This window comes from Longispora fulva (genome assembly GCF_015751905.1).
GTDB lineage: Bacteria > Actinomycetota > Actinomycetes > Mycobacteriales > Micromonosporaceae > Longispora > Longispora fulva.
The window spans coordinates 3343305-3363030 of record NZ_JADOUF010000001.1; the positions used below are offsets into that span (position 1 = coordinate 3343305).

General features: G+C 71.1%; 17 protein-coding genes. 5 read left to right on the top strand and 12 right to left on the bottom strand.

Translation table 11 applies throughout. From position 1 onward, the window contains the following. Positions 1 to 36: 36 nt before the first annotated feature. From IW245_RS14690 to IW245_RS14700, 3 genes are all read right to left on the bottom strand, one after another. Positions 37 to 2064 carry a HelD family protein gene (locus IW245_RS14690; protein WP_197003732.1) on the bottom strand — a complete coding sequence of 676 codons (2028 nt, stop codon included), beginning with the start codon at positions 2062 to 2064 and terminating at the stop codon, positions 37 to 39. Between the two features lie 103 nt (positions 2065 to 2167). Continuing rightward, on the bottom strand, positions 2168 to 3511 hold the full coding sequence (locus tag IW245_RS14695; RefSeq protein WP_197003733.1) for an acyltransferase family protein: 1344 nt from the start codon (positions 3509 to 3511) through the stop codon (positions 2168 to 2170). After that, the gene (locus IW245_RS14700) at positions 3504 to 4427 is read right to left on the bottom strand and encodes an alpha/beta hydrolase (RefSeq protein WP_197003734.1); all 924 of its coding nucleotides are present in this window, start codon (positions 4425 to 4427) and stop codon (positions 3504 to 3506) included. Before IW245_RS14700 ends, IW245_RS14695 begins: the two co-directional genes overlap by 8 nt. Positions 4428 to 5050: 623 nt before the next feature. Between IW245_RS14700 and IW245_RS14705 the strand changes: the two genes are divergently transcribed. Together IW245_RS14705 and IW245_RS14710 are read left to right on the top strand one after the other, a co-directional pair. Then, positions 5051 to 5871 (top strand): IS5 family transposase gene (locus IW245_RS14705; RefSeq protein ID WP_372445307.1). Its coding sequence is split into 2 segments (ribosomal slippage): positions 5051 to 5399 and positions 5399 to 5871, totalling 822 coding nucleotides; the frame shifts between segments, so codons are not numbered across the junction. Between the two features lie 381 nt (positions 5872 to 6252). Next, a complete protein-coding gene (locus IW245_RS14710) occupies positions 6253 to 7347 on the top strand; it encodes a hypothetical protein (RefSeq protein WP_197003736.1) in 1095 nt (364 codons plus the stop codon). Between the two features lie 202 nt (positions 7348 to 7549). Here the strand turns inward: IW245_RS14710 and IW245_RS41630 are convergent, their stop codons facing one another. Both IW245_RS41630 and IW245_RS42200 read right to left on the bottom strand, forming a co-directional pair. Further along, the gene (locus tag IW245_RS41630) at positions 7550 to 7672 is read right to left on the bottom strand and encodes a hypothetical protein (RefSeq protein WP_267920063.1); all 123 of its coding nucleotides are present in this window, start codon (positions 7670 to 7672) and stop codon (positions 7550 to 7552) included. Positions 7673 to 7738: 66 nt separating this feature from the next. Continuing rightward, positions 7739 to 8176, bottom strand: coding sequence for an NUDIX domain-containing protein (locus IW245_RS42200; RefSeq protein ID WP_197003737.1), 438 nt, complete (start codon positions 8174 to 8176; stop codon positions 7739 to 7741). 244 nt (positions 8177 to 8420) lie between these two features. Between IW245_RS42200 and IW245_RS14720 the strand changes: the two genes are divergently transcribed. Beyond that, the gene (locus tag IW245_RS14720) at positions 8421 to 10745 is read left to right on the top strand and encodes a YML083C domain-containing protein (RefSeq protein WP_197003738.1); all 2325 of its coding nucleotides are present in this window, start codon (positions 8421 to 8423) and stop codon (positions 10743 to 10745) included. Between the two features lie 35 nt (positions 10746 to 10780). On the opposite strand, the gene IW245_RS14725 is transcribed toward IW245_RS14720, so the two are convergent. Together IW245_RS14725 and IW245_RS14730 are read right to left on the bottom strand one after the other, a co-directional pair. Next, positions 10781 to 11515, bottom strand: a complete 735-nt coding sequence (locus IW245_RS14725) for an alanyl-tRNA editing protein (protein WP_197003739.1) — start codon at positions 11513 to 11515, stop codon at positions 10781 to 10783. Between the two features lie 120 nt (positions 11516 to 11635). Further along, on the bottom strand, positions 11636 to 11869 hold the full coding sequence (locus IW245_RS14730) for a hypothetical protein (protein WP_197003740.1): 234 nt from the start codon (positions 11867 to 11869) through the stop codon (positions 11636 to 11638). A gap of 233 nt (positions 11870 to 12102) precedes the next feature. Between IW245_RS14730 and IW245_RS14735 the strand changes: the two genes are divergently transcribed. After that, positions 12103 to 12432 carry a YrdB family protein gene (locus tag IW245_RS14735; protein WP_197003741.1) on the top strand — a complete coding sequence of 110 codons (330 nt, stop codon included), beginning with the start codon at positions 12103 to 12105 and terminating at the stop codon, positions 12430 to 12432. Positions 12433 to 12534: 102 nt separating this feature from the next. Here the strand turns inward: IW245_RS14735 and IW245_RS14740 are convergent, their stop codons facing one another. The 3 genes from IW245_RS14740 to IW245_RS14750 all read right to left on the bottom strand — a co-directional run bounded on the left by IW245_RS14740 (position 12535) and on the right by IW245_RS14750 (position 16315). Beyond that, positions 12535 to 13062 carry a hypothetical protein gene (locus tag IW245_RS14740; RefSeq protein WP_197003742.1) on the bottom strand — a complete coding sequence of 176 codons (528 nt, stop codon included), beginning with the start codon at positions 13060 to 13062 and terminating at the stop codon, positions 12535 to 12537. Next, the gene (locus IW245_RS14745) at positions 13059 to 14990 is read right to left on the bottom strand and encodes an RICIN domain-containing protein (RefSeq protein WP_197003743.1); all 1932 of its coding nucleotides are present in this window, start codon (positions 14988 to 14990) and stop codon (positions 13059 to 13061) included. The genes IW245_RS14740 and IW245_RS14745 overlap by 4 nt, the downstream gene beginning before the upstream one ends. A gap of 311 nt (positions 14991 to 15301) precedes the next feature. Further along, positions 15302 to 16315 carry a ferritin-like domain-containing protein gene (locus tag IW245_RS14750; protein ID WP_197003744.1) on the bottom strand — a complete coding sequence of 338 codons (1014 nt, stop codon included), beginning with the start codon at positions 16313 to 16315 and terminating at the stop codon, positions 15302 to 15304. A gap of 190 nt (positions 16316 to 16505) precedes the next feature. On the opposite strand from IW245_RS14750, the gene IW245_RS14755 reads away from it, so the two are divergent. After that, on the top strand, positions 16506 to 17387 hold the full coding sequence (locus IW245_RS14755; RefSeq protein WP_197003745.1) for an alpha/beta hydrolase family protein: 882 nt from the start codon (positions 16506 to 16508) through the stop codon (positions 17385 to 17387). Between the two features lie 54 nt (positions 17388 to 17441). Here the strand turns inward: IW245_RS14755 and IW245_RS14760 are convergent, their stop codons facing one another. Together IW245_RS14760 and IW245_RS14765 are read right to left on the bottom strand one after the other, a co-directional pair. Further along, on the bottom strand, positions 17442 to 18119 hold the full coding sequence (locus IW245_RS14760) for a response regulator (protein ID WP_197003746.1): 678 nt from the start codon (positions 18117 to 18119) through the stop codon (positions 17442 to 17444). Then, positions 18116 to 19705 (bottom strand): sensor histidine kinase, encoded by a 1590-nt coding sequence (locus IW245_RS14765; protein WP_197003747.1) that lies wholly within the window; start codon positions 19703 to 19705, stop codon positions 18116 to 18118. Before IW245_RS14765 ends, IW245_RS14760 begins: the two co-directional genes overlap by 4 nt. Positions 19706 to 19726 lie beyond the last annotated feature (21 nt).

A 19726-nucleotide genomic window follows, 5' to 3' on the forward strand; every position in this document is an offset into this window, starting at 1 on the left:
CCGGGCCCCGGCGGGTTTCCCACCCGCCGGGGCTCCCTACAGCGGCGCGGGCAGCGGTTCGGCATGCAGGATGTCCAGGGTGCTGACGGCGCGGGTGAGCACGACGTACAACCGGTGCAGGCCGCGGGACTCCGCTGCGGCGATCCGACCCGGTTCGACCACGATCACGGAGTCGAACTCCAGGCCCTTGGCCAGGCCCGCCGGCACGCAGACCAGCTGGCCGGACTCCAGCGCGTCCTCGTCCCGGCCCAACAGCGCCGCCTCGACGCCCGCGGCCAGCAACACCTCGTGCAGGGCGGCGATGTCCGCGTCCGCGGCGATCAGGCCGACCGAACCCTCGTCGGCGAGCCGGTCCCGGCATGCCCGGAGCACGTCCTCGCGCAGAGCGGTGCTCGCCGTGACCCGCAGCGCCCCGGAGGCCTGGCGCACGGAGACCGGCGAGGCCAGCCCGGGCGCGATGGCCGGCAGCAGGCGCGCGGCGTACTCGATGATCTGCGCCGGCACCCGGAAACCCCGGTCGAGGGCCGTCAGCCGGATGTCGGGCTTGCCGAAGTGGTCCAGCAGGGCCGGCCAGTCGTCGGCGGCCCACGCGCTGGTGCCCTGGGCGATGTCGCCGAGCACGGTGAGGGATCCGGTGACGCAGCGGCGGCCGAGCGCCCGGCACTGCATCGGGCTGAGGTCCTGGGCCTCGTCGACCATGACGTGGCTCAGCGACGCGGTGCGGTCGATCAGGCCGGCCAGCTCGTCGAGCAGGACCGTGTCGGCGGCGGACCACTTCGCCGACTTCGCCGACCGGTACGGCTTCGCCCACCGCAGCGTCGCCTGCTCCTCGGCCGTGAACAGCCCCTCGGCCGCCGGCCCCGGGTCCGTCAGCACCCCGAACAGCACCTGCTCCGGGGTGAGCTTGGGCCACACGGCGTCGAGGAGCTGGCGGACCGGCTTGGACCGCGCCACCGCGGCCAGGTCCCGGTCGTCGGGGGACGCACCGCGGCGTTCCATCTGCTTCAGGACCAGGTTGGCCAGGCGCTGGGCGAGTCCGGCGCGGCCGGGCCCGTAGCGGGTGCCGCCGCGCAGGTCGGCGACCGTGCGGGCCAGGTCGTCGCGGTACACCCGGTGCCGGGTGCCGCCGTGCACGTAGACCAGGTCCTCGTCGGGTTCGCCGATGTGGGCCCACAGCGCGCCGCGGAGCACCTCGGCCATCCGCGCGTCGCCCTTGAGCCGGGCGGCACCGTCGGTGTCCGTACCGGTCACGGGGCGGTCGAGGAGTTCGTCGACGGTCTTGTGCACGACGGAGACCTCGCCCAACGCCGGCAGCACGTGCCGGATGTAGCCGAGGAAGGACCGGTTCGGGCCGACGACCGTCACGCCGCCGGTGAGACGGTTGGGCTCGGTGTAGAGCAGGTACGCCAACCGGTGCAGGCCCACGGCCGTCTTGCCCGTGCCCGGAGCCCCCTGCACGCAGATGCTCTGTGCCAGCGGCGCTCGGACCAGCTCGTCCTGCTCGGGCTGGATCGTGGCCACGATGTCGCGCATCGGCCCGGCGCGCGGCCGTTCGATCTCCGCGGCGAGCAGCTGGCTGGCCCCGGTACCGGTGCCGCCGGTGAGCGGCTCGTCCTCGTACGCGGTGAGTCGGGCGGTGTCGGAGAACCCGTACCGGCGGCGCAGCAGCACGCCCTGCGGATCCTGGCGGGTGGCCCGGTAGAACGGCATCGACACCGGCGCGCGCCAGTCGACCACCAGCGGCGTGCCCTCGTCGTCGCGGACCCGTCGCCGGCCGACGTACACCCGGTCGGCGTCGGCGCCCCCGGCCGGGTCGTGGCCGTGGATCGTGCCGGGCTCGTAGTCGAGCCGGCCGAAGAACAACGGCACGTCCGGCAGGTCGACCAGGTCGTGGCCCCGGCGGGCGCGGGCCATCCGGTACATCGTGTTGAACCAGACCTCGTCGGTGCCCGAGACGAACTCCGGGGTCTCCGTGGCCAGCACGTCCGCGCGCATCCGGCCCAGCGCCGCCCGCGCCGCGGCGAGATACTCCGCCTCGCTCTCGAGTTCCGTTATTTCGCCCATGCTGACGCCATCCTTAGCTAGATTGGCGGCCCCGGTACCTCGGTGCTCGTCACCCGGTGCCGGCCGGGCCCAGCGGGGCTCCGACGCCCGGGTTCGACCGACGTCACGAAGTGGACCTGAGGCGGCGGCCGGTCCGGCCGCCAGGGGAAACGCGGACGATACCAGGACGAGCAGACCGCCTCAACCCATTTTCATAGGTACGAAACGTCGCCCAGCACCCCAGCAGCGCCACCGCGAACACCGGCAGCCACGCCAGCCGGGCGAGGATCCAACCGGCCCCCTCGGGGACGGTGTGCAGACCGGTCAGGGGCGCGCCCGCCAGCAGCCCGACGGCCGTGACCGCGATCATCGCCGTCTGGTGCCAGAGGAACACGGTCATCGCCGACAGGTTGACCAGCGCCACGGCCGCCCAGGCCGCCGGGCGGGCCAGCACCCGGCGCAGCGGGCCGAGCAGCAGCAGCGCGCCGCCGCACTGGGCGAGGCCGAACGTGACGGCCGCCAGGGTCGGCGGGTGCAGGTTGGAGATCGCGGCCCCGGGCACCCCGACCATCGACGCGGGGTAGCCGGCCCACAGGACCAGTCCGGCCGTGGTCGACGCGCCGCCGAGCAGCAACGCCCAGCCGGTCGCCCTGGTGCGCAGTCGCCCCCGCGACCAGGCCGCGCCGAGGCAGTACGGCACCAGCCAGGCCGCCGCCACGTTGACCCAGCCCAGCCACGCCGGCCCGTCGAACCCGAACCGGACCACGTCCACGAGGACGACGACGGCGAACGGCCACGCCGGGTGCAACCGGGCCACCAGCGGGGTCAGTGCGGTCAGCCCGGCCAGGACCAGCAGGAACCACAGCGGCGACAGCACCAGCTTGACCAGGGCGTGCACGGTCGACAGCCCCACCCCGGCGGCCAGCATCGCCCCCGTCACCACCGTCCACACCACGAGCACGGCGGCGACGGGGCGGAACAACCGGGCCAGTCGGGCCCGCAGCCAGCGGAGATAGGGCACGCCCCGGGCATGACTGGCCGCGCCGGTCTGCCCGCTCACCAGGAAGAACACCGCGAGGGTCTGGAACAGCCAGGACACCGGGGCCAACTGCGGCAGGTGCCACAGCGGGCTGGACGCGTGCACCGTCCCGCTGTCGACGACCAGGGCGGTCACCAGCCAGTGGCCGAGCACCACCCCGAGAATGGCCAGGGCCCGCAGGGCGTCGACGGCGCGGTCGCGGTCGGGCGGGGTGGCGGCGTCGATCCGCCGGGCGAGGGCCCGCAGCCGGTTCCCGACACGGACCCGGTCCGACGGGGTGGCAGCGCGGGCCGCACTCCCGGAACCGGGCCGGTCCGTTGCGGCCGCGGCGCGCGGGGCGCTCCCGGAGCCGGGCAGGTCGGGCAAGGCAGCGGGGCGCGGAGCGGTCCCGGCCGCGGTGCGGTCGGGGGAGGTGGTCGTGTCACGCATCCTGGCCGCCCGACACGATCCGGGCGATGGCGCGCAGGGCCGCCGACCCCGGTCTCAGGTAGTCGCTGTGTCCCCCGTCCCCGGCCGCGAACACCCGCGCACCGAATTCACGCGACACCGGGTCGGTTCCGAACCCGAGGGTGACGAACGGCAGGCGCACCCGGACGTGCGGCACCCGGGAGATCCCGTCGGCGGCGGCCCGCCCCGCCCAGACCGTCGCCCGGGTGCGCAGGGCCGCCGCGCTGGTCAGGCCGGTGCCGGGGCTGCCGTACAGGACGATGTCGGCGACCGGCAGGTCCGGGGCGGCGAGCGCGCAGACCACGGAACCGTAGGAGTGGCCCAGCACGGAGATCCGGGCGTCCGGCCGGGCCGCCGCCACCTCCCCGACGAACCGGCGCAGGAGCGGGGCGGCGTCGGTCGCCCGGCCGGCCGTCAGCGCGGCGAGGCTGACCATCGCCGGCGTCCGGTAGCCGAGCCAGGCGACGACCGCCGAGCGGGGGCCGAGTTCCTGGTGCAGGGCCGACGCGCCGTTCCACAGCCGACGGTACTGGTCGACGCTGGTGTCCGAACCCGGCACCAGGACCGCGATCCGGTCGGCGGTCGCCAGGTCACCGAAGACCTCGGCGGACCGGCCGCCGTCGCGACCGTCGAAGAACAGGAACTGGCGGTCCGGCGCCGCCATGGATCGCAGCGCGGTGGCGCGCGCCCGGGCGCCGTGGTCGTCGGCGACCGTGCCGGCGGTCCGGAGCGCTTCGCGGCTGGCGGCGTACCGCGCGGCGAGGGCGGCCGGGCTCGCGACGAGGGGGGTGCCGGCGGCCGGAGCGGGGGCCGGGACGGCCGAGGCCTGGGCCGCACCCGCCATGGGCACGGCCACCGAGGCGGCGACGAGGGCGGCGAGCAGCGAGCGGAGCGCCATGCTGGCGGGTCCTTCCGTACCAGGGGATGTCTGGTACGAAGCTATGGATCATGCCCTGTGGTCGTCGTCCCGCCGGAGAGCGCACCTGCGGCGTAGCTCGCAGGTACTACGGGTACCCCTACAGCCGTTGCTGCAGCGAACCGTGATCCAAGTACCGCCAACACACCCCGTCCGCACTGACATTCTGGCTGTGGCAGCCAGTTCGGCTGGCTGAATGTGCCAAACGTTCGGTGTCTCCCGGTAAGTGCATGCACGAAAGGACGAGAGTCGCACCTACCAGGTCGGTGGCCGGTTTGGCGGCATCGCACGACCGCGCCTTACTGCCGGGAGCGGCCGGCCCTGCCCGCAGGCCAGGTTCTGTCGGGAACGGTCAAGGGCGCTGACAATCGCAGAGGCACCTTCTTCCACCGTGTCGGTTCGCAGTTCCGACTCGTTTCGGATACTGGTCCTTTACTCCGCCACACCATCGACCCTTGCGAATTAGGCCGACACTGTGGAGGCCGCGGGCACGGCTAGAGGCGGAGCGTTCCAATCGGGCGAAGTGTCCGTACTTCACTGGCACCCGATCTAAGACCGTGTCTCAAGTCGGCGTCATAGCTGCCCGGTGAGTGCGTCTGGTGGGTATGAGTGATGTTGAGAAGTGGTGTCCGGAAGCGTTGTGGCAGCTCGCGCGTGGGTTGATTCCTCCACACCCGAAACCTTGGCAGGGCGGCGGCCGGCGGCGCGTCGATGATCGGGCGGTCCTGGCGGCGATCCTTTACGTCCTGCGATCTGGCTGCTCGTGGTGGGCGTTGCCGGCCTCGTTCGGGGTGACTCGGCCCACGGCGCACCGCAGGTTTAGCGAATGGACGAAGGCCGGGTTCTTCGCCCTGCTGCACCAGGCGATACTCGATCTGCTCGGCCAAGCCGGGCAGATCGACTGGTCGCGGGCCTCGGTCGATGCGATGCATGTACGGGCGGTAAAAGGGGGGACCTGACCGGGCCGAGCCCGGTGGATCGGGGTAAACCCGGGTCGAAGATCCACGCGATCAGCGAACGCGAGGGCCTGCCGCTGAACGTGGAGGTCTCGGCCGGCAACACCCCTGACATGAAAGTCCTCGAACAGGTCGTCGATGGTGTCCATCCGGTCCGTGGCCGCACCGGGCGTCCCCGGCGGCGGCCTTGGAAGCTGCACGCAGACAAGGGCTACGACTACCGGGTGTGCCGGGTCGCGGTGCGCCGGCGCGGGATCATCCCGCGGATCGCCCGCCGCGGCATCGAGTCCAAGACCCGACTCGGCCGCCACCGCTACGTCATCGAACGCACCCTGCAATGGGTCACCCGGTTCCGGCGCCTGGTACGCCGCTACGACCGCAAGGCCAGCCACTTCGACGCCTTCGCCCGCCTGGCCTGCGCCCTGATCTGCTACCGCCGACTCATCAAACTCGGACTACTCGCCAGTTGAGACACGGTCTAAGGCAGCGTAAGGGCGAGCAGGTTATGGATGTATCCCCGAGAGGATGCTCGGTGAGCATATAGTGCCGACAATCGCTTCAGGATCGGTGTCACATCTACGATCTCCGCAGCGCGAGTAGCGGCGTAGGGCGCGCCGTGAAGTCCAGCCCTAGCACGAGGCTCTGAAGCCAGAGCCAACCACCAACAGCGATACCGAGGTAAGAGATGCCCGTCGATCGAACGCCACCGATCAAACTCCTCCGAGACGGCGTCAACTCACGGGCCCAGAACATTCCCTCTGGCGACAACAAGGCCTCAATCGATGCCGAGATCGCCTACAGTGAGGTTGTCCAGTTACCGCAGCAGCCATCTAATTCAAAGGTGAACCTCGATGAGCGATGATCGCGGCGATAGCTACCGGATCCATTGGCCACTGGTGGCAACCTGCTTCGCAATAGGTGCCAGTCTAGCCGTGATTGCATTTTTCGTACCGAAAAATTGGTCCAGCCAACTAGTAATACAGTCGATCTTAATTGAGGTTGGCTCAACAGTGGGACTCTTTGGGCTTCTTGCTACCCTCACACCAAAAATCTACCGCGTCGTGGTTGACATCTCCGAACGTGCCGCAGAAAATGTTGCCGACCAGGTTGACGCTCGCCTTCAGGCACAATCAGATGGCACCTCAATGAACCTGGCCGAACTGCAGGATCGAATTAAAGAACGCCAGCAACGCCGAGCCCAAATGCAAGATCAAGTAGTTGAAGCGTTGGATATTGTATCATTCGAATCCGTCGCAATGGCTCTTCACGAGGCAAACCGCAACGACGCAATCGACCAGGGTCGGATCACCGTAGCCGCCAACGCTGGCGCTGAGCGCACTTCGGCGACATTTTCTTGGGGAAGCGTACCAAAGGACTTCAAAAGAGGGCCCGCGCCGCGGCTCTTGATTGAGGTTCGCACGGGCATGAGGCAGGACTCTAACCCGCCAACGAAAATCGAGACCGTGTGGGAGCGGGGACAAGCAGCGGACGAAATAGCCGACATTATCATTCAGGAGTTGTACAAGGCGGGTCAGTGGAGAGGGGAGGAGAGCCTAAACTTTCCATTGACGCTCGAAAATTTCCAAAAGGCCTTGAAGATTGCCATTGCAGCCAAACGCAAAGACCAGAATTCCTGGCAACTTCAAGGCACGCCCATTGAGCTATTCAATGATGAATTGATAATTACGACTGCCGGCATCGAAGCCCCAGGGCATGACTTCATCCTCAGAGGCGAGGAATTCCCATATTTGAACGGCCGCTGGCGACCAACTCGACCTAAATTCGTGAGCCCGTCCGACTGGGAGCAGACGATCCGCATCGGGCAAGAAATATTCCCTCGCAGACAGTACCTCATGGATTTGTTTTCGCATCGCTTTATTCCATGGGGAAGTTCACCCATGCACGAGCCCCCCGTCGCAATAGAAACCATTCCGAGTCACGTTTGATCGTCATGCAACAAGATAGACTGCGGGAGCCACCCATTCAAGCCAGACAGAGCACCCCCAGAAAGGGCCGCCTACAGCCGTCCCGAGGCGAAGTGGGTACGCCCCAGCAGGAAATGCGAGACGAGATATGCGAGGTGCAACGCCACGCATATGTTCGATAGGTATCCGCCGAGTCAAGGGGCTGGAAATCCGACTGGCTTGCCTAGGTCAGGAGCAGCTCGCGTTCCGGCAAGTCGGTGATGCGTATTGGGGATCGCACTGCGTTCACGTCCTTCACCGAAATCGGCGACGCGCGCAGGAGGAAACCACCGCCAATGCTCGCCATCGCTTTATGGTTCACGTGGTCACCAACTCAATCCATCACATCCTGCGCTTGGCCGCGCACGAGTCGTTAGCGCTCTTCCCAGTCGGCGACGCTCAGCGACTCGCCGCTGTCGAGCAGTTCCAGGCCCCGGACGGTGTTGGGCGAGGCCTTCTCCGGGGGCTCCTCCATCGGGAACCACCGGATCTCCGCGCACCGCTCAGGGTCGGCGTTGACCGGCTCGCCCTGCAACTCCGGCACGTTGAGCGCGTGGAACACGAACGCCATGTTCGCGCGCTCCGGGCCGTGCCGGCGGTGGATGACGCCGACGAACTCCAGCTCCTCGGCGGTGAGCTGCACGTCGACCTTCTCCCGGGCCTCGCGGACCGCGGCGTCGAGGACGTTCTCGTCGCCGACCAGCGGGCCGCTGGGCACGGACCACTGGCCGGTGCCCTTGTGCAGGGTGAGCAGGACCTCCTCGTCACGGGTGAGGATGATCAGGACGCCGAGCGCGTGAAGATGGGCCACGCCGTCAAGATAACGGCAGCTCAGCGCGGCCCGACGGCCGGGGATCACCGCGCGCGCCCCGGGACCCGGGACCACGGCTCCTGACCGCTTCCGCGCGCCCCGCTGTCGGGACCGACGCCGGACGTTCGCGGGCCGGTCTCCGACTGTGCCACCAGAGGGAGCGCCACGTTCCCCTTCACAGTCCACTTTAGACAGTGGTCGGTTTCGACCCCCGGACCGGCCACCGCGACGCAAGGAGAGACGCGTGTTCGCACAACGATCGATCCTCCGCACCCTGGCGACGACCACCGTACTGTGCCTGGCCATCGCCGGGCTCACCTCGACCACCGCGCACGCGCGGCCGCCAGCGCCCACCGGCTGCACGCTGCGCCCCAACCCGCACACCCCCGCCCCGTCGGAATGGACGAGCTGCCTGTCGGTCAGCGCCACCCTGGCCACGCCGCCGGCCGTCGGCCAGGTCGTCTCGTTCACCTTCGACGTGACCGCCGAACACGCCGCCGACGCGGTCACCGTCGAGGCCGACCTGCCCGGCACCCTGCGCTGGGTCACGCCGCCCACCGGCTTGACCAGCACGGACCGCGCCTCGGCGAACCCGCAGGACCACGGCCGGATCGCCCGGGCCTCCGGCACCCGCGCCCTGCCGGCCGGGACCGTGCGCTACTCGGGCACGGTCACGGCGACCGAGCCGGGTCCGGCGGAGATCCGGGTCCGGGCGAGCCGGACCGTGCCGGGCGGCACCGACGCCGCCCAGGACACCGTCTTCCTCACGGTCGGCAGGCCCGGGGAGCGCTCGGTGCGCGACATCCGGCCCGCCGCCACCGGGGCGACAACCCCGATCACGGGGGTACCGGTGCCCGCCGCCGCGCCCCGGCACACCGCCCTCCCGGCCACCCCCGAGCCGGCCGGCCAGGCCGGGGGCACGGCCCTCGCCGCGACCTCCTGTGTCACCGGCGGCTGGTTCTATGTCGACCACCTCGGCGCCACCCGACCGTCGATCAACACCCGGGTCGAGGCCTGGGACGGCGGCACCCTGCTCGCCAGCGGGTTCACGGCCTGGCCCGACGGCCGGTACAACCTGTGCTTCGCCAACGCCGCCGCCGGGCGGAACGTGCGGGTGCACTTCGCGATGTGGAACTGGGTGTGGCGGCTGCGCGCGACCGGGACGAACAACGACTACGTGTTCGACTCGGCGGCCGCGTTCGTCCCCGACGGCGGCAACCGCGAGTTCGGCGACCTCAAGCCGACCGACCCGACCATGATGCGCGGCCTGCACGCGTTCGACGAGGTCGACGACGCGTGGGGCTGGCACCCGGGCCCGTGCTGGTCGAGCAACCACAGCGTCAACTGCCGGCAGCTGAACATCAACTGGTCGCCCACCTCCACGGACGGCACCTACTACTCCCCGCAGGACAACGACGTCCACCTCGCGGCGGCCGACCCGGACGCCCCGATGGTCGTGGTGCACGAGACGGCGCACGCCATCATGGACGAGACATACAACGACGCGATGCCGCCCGAGCCGAACTGCGCCCCGCACTACATCCAGATCGCGTCGTCGGCCGGCTGCGCCTGGGTGGAGGGCTTCGCCGAGTGGTTCCCGGTGAACGTCTACCACGACCCGTACTTCCGGTGGCCGAACGGTTCCTCGCTCAACCTGGAGAACACCAGCTCGTTCGGCGCCGGGGACACGGTCGAGGGCCGGGTGGCCGGCGCGATGATCGACATCACCGACACCGGCACCGAGGCCCCCTGGGACAGCTACGTCGAGGAGCCTCGCGGCGGGCCGATCTGGACCACGTTCACCCGGCACCCGGTCGGCACGTTCGCCGAGTTCTGGAACCAGCGGGCCGCCGACGGGTTCAACGTCGCCGACAACGGGGCCCTGGCCTGCCTGTACCAGAACGCCATCGACTACGGCTTCCGCAACCCGCTCGCCGACTACTCCCCGCTGACCCGCCCCACCCCCGCCCCGCACAACTACGGCTACGCCACGACGACGCGCTACTGGTCGGCGGTCGCCGTGCGCCCACCGACCGCCGGTGGCGACTACGCCATCGACCTCTACGGCGACCGGGGCCAGAGCACGCTCCTGGACACCAGCACCACGGCCAACCACACGATCAACTTCATCGCGGTGGACTCCGATCTGCGCCCCCGCACCAGCTACTACCCCCGGATCCGGCCCACCGGCACCGGGACCGGCGACTACCAGATCGAACTCGCGCAGGGCAGCGACATCCTGCAACCCGCCGCCCCGCAGAACCTGACCATGTCCGCCACCGACCTGGTCGCGGTCCGCGACGCGTTCATCGCGCGGGGCACCACCGCGACCCTGACCGTCACCCCGTCGAACGCCGGCCAGGACGTCGAACTGTTCCTGCTGGCCGACGACCGGCCCGACGGGACGTCGACCGGGATCGTGCCGCGCGCCCTCACGGCGGCCACGTCCTCGTCGGCGGGCCCCGGCGGCACCGAGCAGATCGTCTGGACCGCGCCCCGCAGCGGCTGGTACGGCGTGCTGGTCGTCAACAAGGCCGGCTCGGGCGCCTACACCCTGAGCCGGTACTGACGCCGGTGGCCGCCCCGCCCCGGGGCGGCCACTCCTCAGTCGACGACGCGGATGCGTACCCGTCGATTGGCCTTGCCCTTGTTCTCGATCTTCACCAGCTCGATCCGGCCGATCTGCGCCGTGGACGCCACGTGGGTGCCGCCGTCGGCCTGGGTGTCGAGCCCGATGATGTCCACGATCCGGATCTCCTCCTCGCCGGGCGGGATCAGGTTCGTCTGGGTGCGGATGATGTCGGGGATGGCCAGGGCCTCCTCGCGCGCGAGGACCCGCACGTCGACCCGGCGGTCGGCGGCGATCTCCACGTTGACGGCCGCCTCCAGCAGCGCCTTGAAGTCGGCCGGCACCTCGGGCAGGTTGAAGTCCATCCGCGCCTCGCCCGGCTCCATGTTGCCGCCCGTGACGAGCGCGCCGAAGTCGCGGAACACGACCCCGCACAGCAGGTGCAGGCCCGAGTGGGTGCGCATCAGCCGGCTACGGCGGTCGTCGGCGACCGCCCCGGTGACCGCGGTGCCGACCGGCGGGACCGGGTCGCCCTCGGCGGGCAGCAGGAAGAAGTCCTCACCCTTGCGGGTGCCCACGATCCGCGTCTCGACGCTCTGCCACAGCAGAACGCCGTGGTCCGGGGGCTGGCCGCCGCCGCCCGGGTAGAAGGCGGAGCGGTCCAGGACGATCCCGTCGGGACCGGACTCCAGGACGACGCACTCCCACGTCCGCAGGGTCGGGTCGAGCAGGTCGAGCCGGTCGGTCCGGCCGTGGTGTGTGATCCCCATCTCACCAGGTTAACGCGGGCCGAGGACCCCACCCTGGCAGGGCTCGCCCGTCGGCCGACAGGGGCGATGCCTCCACTGTGGTCCCCGGCAGGACCGCCGCCGTCCGGTCAGACCCTTCGCTCAGGTCGCCGCGCACGGCGTCGGGTGGGCCTGGTCCGGCGGCCGGTCCCGGCTCGCGGGCCAGACCCGCCCGTCCGGTCCGGCCACCTGGTCGGGTCCGCCGGCCCGGTCGCGGCAGACCGTGGAGCCGTCCGCGCGGGTCCGGCGCGGACGCCGCCGGTCCGTGTCCGCCCAGGCCGCGTCGATCGCGGCGAGGAGTTCCTCGATGCTGCCCGGCCGGTGTGGTGCGCTCATCAGGGATCCTCGCCTCGGTGCCGCCGCAGGGTCGCGGGGTCATCCTCACCGACGCCGGCCCGGACGCCTCATGACGCGACTGTGCGCAACATGGCTCGCTCACCATCTGCGAGACATGGGCGGCGGACGTATCCGACCAGGTCAGTGGCTCGTTGAAGGTGAACCGCGCGGGAATACAGGCGACGTCAAGCGTCCTGGGCTACGGTCCGCCCAGCCGACCCGCAGGAGCACCCGTGAAGAACCTCAACCTGGCCGTCCTCTTCCTCCTGGAACTGGCCACCCTCGCAGCCGCCGGGTACGCGGGCCTCACCCTCGACGCCGGCTGGCCGGTCCGGATCCTCGTCGGCCTGGGCGCCCCGGCGGCGCTCGTCGCGCTGTGGTGGCTGTTCGGCGCGCCCAGGGCCAGCCGCAAGACCCACGGCATGGTACGGGTCGCGTTCGAGGTCGCCTGGTTCGGGAGCGGGGCCGTCGCGCTGGCCGTGGCGGGGCGGACCGTCCTGGCAGCGGTCTTCGCTGCGGTCTTCGTGGTCAGCAAGGCGCTGGCGCTGATCTGGCGGCAGTGATCCGGCCAGGCCGCCGGGCCGCCGCTGGCAGCGCTGGCACCGACGGCCCCCACCGGCGACCCTGGTGGCCGATGGGGCCAGGATCGCCGGTGGGGCACACGTTCACTTCCGTGCGGCGCGGACCTTGTAGACCACTCCGCCGAGGACGAGGACCGCGATGATCGCCCCGATGGCGTACGGGCCCCAGTCGAATCCTGAGCGCTCCCCCGGCGGCGCCGCGGCTTCTACCGTCCGCTCCTGGTACACGGCCACCGGTTTGCCGGGCACGGCCTCGACCCGGGCCTGGGCGTACGCGGCGACGGGAGCTCCAGCCTCCACCGCCACGTCCCAGACGCCCGCCGGCAACGCGCTCGCCGCGACGAGCACCCCCGGCCGCCCGGCCACGGCGGTCAGATAGTCGGGACCTGACATCCGACCGTCCGTGGCCGAGGCGGTCACCACGGCGGCGATGCCATCGGTGACGGGATGGTTGTCGTCCACCCAGGTGCCGGCCACCTCGAGCCGGCCCTGGGCGTCGGCCGTGATCTGCAGCCGCATCTGCTTGCCGTGCGCCCAGCCCGGCGTCGCCCCGAGGAGGACGGACGCCAGACCGAGCGCGACGGCGAACAGCACCCTGACCAGTCGGCTCACGAGGAGGTCAGGCTCCAGCGCTGGGCGCGGGTGTGGGCGGGCGTCTGGAGCACCAACTGGCCGCCCTCCCCGATCCCCACGTCGAACCGGCCGTTGGACAGCGTGTACCCGTCGGCGGTCGCGGTGATCTTCCACCGCTGCCCGGCCGACTGCGGGTCGCACGCGTACTGCACGAGCGGCACCCCGGCCGCCGGGTCACCCAGCGACGAGACGCACTTGCCGCTGGCCACCGAGCGGATCAGCACGGTGTCCCCGGCGGCGGGCGTGAGCACCCAGCGCTGGTTGGCGTAGCCGTGCGGCGCGTAGGCGATGATCGGCGTGCCGTCGGCGCGGCGGCTGGCCGTCAGGTCGACGTTCTGCCCGGTGTACGCGTTGGCCATCGTCAGTTCCTTGCCCGTCGGCACGCCGGCCGCCGAGGCGCTGGTGAACGTGACCTCAGGCGTGTACGCGGCCGACCCGACCGTGATCGCCACCCGGTACTCGGTGCCCGGCCGCAGGCCGGTGACCCGCACGGCCGTCGACTGCACGGTGCCGATCGCCCGGCCGTCGAACACCACGGTGTAACGGGTGCCCGGGGCGGCGGCCGGCCAGGTCAGGCCGACGCTGGTCTGCCGGATGTCGCGGACCGTGAGGGTGGGCTTCGGGTTGCCCGTACCGGTCGGCGTCGGGCCGGCGGTGCGGGTCGGGGAGCCGGTCGGCGACGGCTTCTCGGTCGGCCTGTCCGTCGGCTTCGTGGTCGGCTTCGTCGTCGGCGACGTGCTCGGGGACGGCGACGGGTTCGGGTTCGGGTTGCCGGTGCCCTCGATCAGCCAGCCGCTGCTCGCGACGTTCCAGTTCGACGCGAGGTAGCTGCCGGACTTGGCCGCGGTGGTGAAGTAGTCGTCGTGGTTGCAGTCCAGACGCTCCTCCATCGTCTTGTCCGTGCAGACCGAGCGCATCACGGTGCCGGGTCCGTCGTTGTAGCACATCAGGTCGTAGTCGTCCGTGCAGTGCCCGTACTTGCTGTGGTTCGGGGAGTTGTCCTGCACCGCGCCGAGGTTGTGGGTCAGCTCGTGCGCGGCGACGGCGGCGCCCCAGCAACCGGAGTCGACCCGGGAGTAGGAGGCCACGTTGTTGTTCGTGTTGTCCTGAGTGGGGCGGTGGTCGTTGTAGAGGGTGCCGATGCCGCAGTACACCTTGGACTCGGCGAACAGCACGTACTTGCGGTCCTTCGAGGAGTAGCCCAACTTCTTCAGCGCGTTGATCGTGCCGTCGAAGTTGCCGAAGGAGCCGGCCGGCAGCTCGACGGCGAGCACGTCGACGGTGCAGTCGGCGCTCGTGACGAACCGGACGTGCCGGGAGCCGCCGGTCTGCTGGGCGCTGAGGTCGTAGATCTTCTCGATGCCCGCGGCCCAGGTCCGGAACGAGTTCAGGTACTCGTTGAAGCGGTTGGCCTGGCCGGACTCGTAGCCGTACAGGAGCTGCACGCGCTTGCCGGTACGGCCGTCGCCGTCGCACACCACGCCGGACGCCGCCGGGGTGACGGGCGCGCCGGGCTCGGAGCCGGCGGCGGCGAGCAGCGGGCTGTCGCTGGCGACCGGGGCCAGCGCGCCAACGCTCTGGGCCAGCTCGGTCAGGGTGGGCACGGCGAGCAGGCCGGCCGTCGGGGCCTTGTCGGCGGCGCGGGCCGGGGCGACGGCCTTGACCTCGCCGCGCGGGTTCAGGCCGGCCGGGGCCGGGTCGGGGCCGTGGCTGCACTGGTCGCCGACGAGGTACTCGCCGACGCACTTGTTGCCCTTCGGCGCCGGCTTGAGGCCCTCGAAGACCAGGCCGGCGGCCGGGTCGTCCGCGGGAACGCCGGTGAGCGCCTCGGGCTCCGACGAGGACGCGCTGATCAGCTCGCCCCAGGAGGTGTCGGTGAGGGTGGGGGTGACGGACAGTCCCAGCACGGCCACGAGGCCGGTGACGAACAGTATCCGACGGAGACGACGACGCTGGGGAGCCGCATGATTCCGCGGCAGGGGGGATGACACGCGATACCCCTTAGGGAGGGAGTTAGGGATCGGCCACGGGTCACCTTATGGTCGTTTCGGCCAGGGTCTAAGCCTTCTTAGGCAGATTTAATGTACGGACCGTCCACATCGCGCACAGGGCATGCTCGGATACTCTCCGTGTGCGTCGGAGGTGACGGAACGTGTGCACACGCACCGGGCCGGGCACACCCTCCGTAGGGGCGCGCCCGGCCCGTGGACCGGAACCGTCACACGATGCGGAACTCGGGTCCGTACCGCAGGGCCGGCTCGTTCGGAAGCGGCATCGCCATCAGCTTCGCCGCGAGCGGGCCCAGGTCCCACATCTTGCCGACCGAGGCGCCGAGGTCTCCCGAGCTGCCCTTGCGCCAGGCGCTGTCCAGGAACGTGATCATCGCGGTGTACGCCTCGTTGAACTGGCGCAGGGCGGACTTCGCCGGCTCCTTCGGGTCGGGCCACGTCGGGCCGGTCAGTACACCCATCGGGTACGTCGCCGGGAACTTCAGCTTCTCGTCGACCCCGGTGAACTCCCACTGGTCGCCGACCTTCTGCAGCCGCCGCTCGTGGTAGATCTCGCCGAACTTGTAGTAGTGGGCCAGCTGGCCCTCGACGTGCGGGTCGTTCGGCAGCTTGTCGGTGCCCTCCCCCTGCTCCTTGATCACGTCGATCCTGTCCGTGATGTCCTTCACGGTCCGCAGGACGTCCAGGTGGTTGGGGCCGATCTGGAACGTCTGCTGTTTCGCGGTCTGGATCGTCGGCGCCGGGCTGAGTTGCTGGAACGCCTGGCTGATCCCGCTGTAGAAGTTGCCGATCGTGGGTTTCGCCGACCTGGCGTACGCGAGCGGGTTCTCCGGCTCCTCGATCTGCATGAACGTCCGCACGGACTCCTTCGTCAGCCCCGACAAGCTGACCGTCAGGTCCGGCCACACGCCACCGGGCAGGTGGCCCGGGTAGTCCAGGGACCTGGCCGCGGCCAGGACGTTCGGGACGGTGCCGACGGCGGTGAGCATGTTGCACACCAGGCCCAGGTGGTACATCTCGTCCATCACGACACTGTGGATGAGACTCGTGGTCTCGCCGGACTTCTGGATCGACCAGTACGCGCACAGGTACGGCGGCAGGGTCGACAGCTCCAGCGCGACGGCGGTCTGCAGGCAGTTGCGGATCCAGTCCAGGTCACGGGCCGGCTCGGGCACCTCCAGCAGGACGGCGATCGACATCGGTTTCTGCGCGACTGTGGTCATGGCTTCCTGTCTGTTCGGGGCCCCGGTGCGGCCCGGTGGCGGTCGGGAGCGGACATGGGTGCCGCCCCGACCGGATGCCGGGGCGGACGCGCCCAAAATGTAACCTCACCAAACGGACTTAGTACGCCAAATTCCAAAAGTGCACCGGATGACTGTGGCGTGATGTCATTTGTGACTGCACAATGACTTCATGATGACCTTCGAGGTGTCGATCCCCGACCTGGGTCGCGCAGGCCTGCTGCGCGTGCCCGACGGCCCGGTCCTGGCCGGGATGGTCGCACTGCACCCGGCGAACGACCCGGGCCGCGACCAGCCCACGTTCGAGCACCTCGCCGCCACCGTGGTCCCGCTCGGCTACGCCGTGCTCAGCTACGACCGCCGGGCGGACCCCGACGGCGGCGACGTGCCGTTCGCCCTCCAGGCCGCCGACGCCCTCGCCGCCCTGCGCTGGCTGTCAGACCATCAGGGAGTACCGGTGGGCCTGTGGGCCTTCAGCCAGGGCACCTGGGTCGCCGGCCTGGTCGCCGCGGAGTCGGACCTCGTCTCCTTCCTCGCACTGCTCGGCTGCCCCGGGGTCAGCCCGGCCACCCAGATGCGCTTCCACACCGACGAGCTACTGCGCCGGGCCGGCCACGACGCCACGGCCCGCGCCGAGGCCCTCGCGCTGCGCGCGGCCCTGGAGGACCTGATCCGGGGCGACCTCGACCGCGAACGGGCTGCCGCGCTGCTCGACGCGCACCGGGACCGGCCGTGGTTCCCCCTCACGTACCTGCCCGACGACGTGCCGGTCGGCCTCCCGGCCTGGACCGACATGGACCACGACCCCGCGCCGGTCTACGCCCGGGTGACCTGCCCGGTCCTGCTGGTGTACGGGGCGGAGGAGAACTGCGTCCCGGTCGCGGCGAGCGTCGGCGTGTGGCGGCGGGCCGCCGAGGCCGCCGGCAACGCCGATCTGACCATTGTGGAGGTGCCCGGGATGGGGCACTGGCCCGCCGAGGGCAACCGCCGCGACGTGGCGGGCATCAGCCCCGACTACACCCGAGCGCTCGCCGACTGGTTCGCCAGGACGTGAGCCACCGCCCCGGGCACGCCGACGTCCGCCCCGGCCGTCGCCGGGCGGTGACCGCTACCGGGAGGTGGGCCCGCCGCGCCAGCGGTAGAGGTGCTCGGGGCGGCCCGTCGAGCCGTAGCGCAGGCTGAGTTCGACCTTGCCGGAGTGCGCCAGGTCCGCGAGGTAACGCTGGGCGGTGGCCCGCGACACCCCGGTCGCGTCCGAGATCTCGATCGCCGTCATCGGGCTCGGCGCGTCGCGGACCGCCTCCAGGATCCGCTGCGCGGTGACCGCCGAGCGCCCCTTCGGCAGGCCGGCGGCGGGCGCGTCGGCGTCGTGCAGCAGGGCCGCGGCGCGGTCGATGTCCTCCTGGGCGAGTTCGCGTTCCCCGGCCAGATGCGCCCGGAACCTGCCGTACGCCGCGAGCCGGCTGCCGAGCTGGGCTGCGGTGAACGGCTTGACCAGGTAGTTGAGCGCTCCGCCGGCGAGCGCGGCGCGCACGGTGGCCGCGTCCGCCGCCGCGGTGAGCATGATGACGTCGGCCGACAGTTCGCGCAGCACGGTGGTGCCCAGCCGGTCGGGCAGGTACTGGTCCAGCAGCACCAGGTCCGGCCCCAGCTCCGCGCACCTGGCCACGGCGTCGGCGGCCGAGTGGGCCACGCCGACGGAGGAGAAGCCGGGGATCTGGTCCACGAACGAGGAGTGCAGGGCGGCGACCCGGAAGTCGTCGTCGACCACGAGTACCCGGATCACGCGGGGGCCTCCCAGCTCAGGGCGGTGGCGGGGCTCAGTACCCCCGGAAGCTCAGCGACGAACACGGCGCCGCGACCCGGGGTCGCCGGGCCGAGTCGCACGTCGCCGCCGTGGTGCCGGGCGGTCCGCAGCGCCAGTGCCAGGCCCAGCCCTCGACCGGGTTCGTCCTTTGTGGACGCCCCTGCCTCGAACGGGTCGGCGATGGTCACCCCGTCGCCGCTGTCGGCGACGTAGACGTGCAGGTCGCGGTCCTCGGCGAGCAGGCTCACCTCGACCCAGCCCGGCTGGCGGGCCCCGGTGGCCGCCGCCCGGATCGCGTTGTCGAGCAGATTGCCGAGCACCGTCACGGTGTCCAGCGGGGACGTCAACTGGCCGGGCACCCAGGTGTCCTCGCCGAGCCGCACGGTCACCCCCGCCTCGGACGCCACCGCCGTCTTCGCCGCCAGCAACCCGTCGAGGTACGGATCCCCCACCCGCCCCTCGGGCGCGCCGAGCGCCGTGGTGGCCGTCAACTCCCGCAGGTACGCCTGCGCCCGGCCGACGTCCCCCAGGTGCAGCAGCCCGTCGAGGGCGTGCAGCCGGTTGGTGTGCTCATGCGCCTGGGCGCGCAGCGCGTCGGTGAGCGCGCGGGTCGCCTCCAGCTCGCGGGCCAGGTCGTCGAGGTTGGTGTGGTCGCGCAGGGTGAGGACGGTGCCCAGGTCCTGGCCGCCGCGTTCGACCCGCCGCCGGGTCACCACGACCACCTGCTCGCCCAGCAGGCGCAGGCCGCTGGTGAGCGGGGACCGGTCCTCCAGCAGGGCAAGCACCTCGGCGGTCGCCGGCCCGCCGACAGTCAGCGGCTCCGTGAGCAGCGCGGCCGCCTGGGCGGTGCACACGCTCACCCGGCCGGCGGCGTCCACGGCGAGCACGCCGTCGCGGACCCCTTCGAGGACGGCGACCTGCTCGCGAACCAGGTCTGCCAGTTCGGTGGGCTCCAGGCCCAGGGTGCGCCGCTTCAGCCGGACGGCGAGCAGCGCCGCCCCGCCGACGCCCACGCCGAGCGCGATCGTGGTGAAGATGCCGGCGGCACGGAGCAGGACGTCCAACCGGTCGGAGATCTCGTCGGCGTGGATGCCGACGCTGACCTCGCCGACGATCGCGCCGGAGGAGTTCCGCAGGGGCACCTTGCCCCGGGCGGACAGGCCCAGGGTGCCGCGTTCGATCGTGACGACCTCCTTGCCCGCGAGGGGCCCGGACGGGTCCGTGCTGACCACTTTGCCGATCAGCGCCGGGTCGGTGTGCGAGTACCGGATGCCCCGGACGTCGGCGACCACCACGAACAGGGCGTCGGTGGCGGCCCGGACCCGTTCGGCGGAACGCTGCACCTCGCCGTCGGGGTCCGGCGCGCCCGTGGCGACCCGCTCTGCCAGGCCGGGCTGCTCGGCGACGGACCGGGCGATGGCCAGGGCCCGCTGCTCGTACTCCTGTTCGATCTCCTGGCGGAGCAGCAGCGTGGCGAGCGTGAACCCGGCGGCGGCGACCACGGCGATGACAACCACCTGCAGCAGCATCGTCTGGGTGGCCAGTCGGAGGGGACGGCGCGTCACCGCACCCACGCTACCTGCGAA

Coding starts and splice junctions, on each gene's coding strand:
- IW245_RS14690 (WP_197003732.1), bottom strand. CDS start 2,064: ATGGGCGAAATAACGGAACTCGAGAGCGAGGCGGAGTATCTCGCCGCG.
- IW245_RS14730 (WP_197003740.1), bottom strand. CDS start 11,869: ATGAGCGCACCACACCGGCCGGGCAGCATCGAGGAACTCCTCGCCGCG.
- IW245_RS41630 (WP_267920063.1), bottom strand. CDS start 7,672: ATGGCGAGCATTGGCGGTGGTTTCCTCCTGCGCGCGTCGCCGATTTCG.
- IW245_RS14755 (WP_197003745.1), top strand. CDS start 16,506: ATGATGACCTTCGAGGTGTCGATCCCCGACCTGGGTCGCGCAGGCCTG.
- IW245_RS14750 (WP_197003744.1), bottom strand. CDS start 16,315: ATGACCACAGTCGCGCAGAAACCGATGTCGATCGCCGTCCTGCTGGAG.
- IW245_RS14725 (WP_197003739.1), bottom strand. CDS start 11,515: ATGGGGATCACACACCACGGCCGGACCGACCGGCTCGACCTGCTCGAC.
- IW245_RS14710 (WP_197003736.1), top strand. CDS start 6,253: ATGAGCGATGATCGCGGCGATAGCTACCGGATCCATTGGCCACTGGTG.
- IW245_RS14695 (WP_197003733.1), bottom strand. CDS start 3,511: ATGCGTGACACGACCACCTCCCCCGACCGCACCGCGGCCGGGACCGCT.
- IW245_RS14700 (WP_197003734.1), bottom strand. CDS start 4,427: ATGGCGCTCCGCTCGCTGCTCGCCGCCCTCGTCGCCGCCTCGGTGGCC.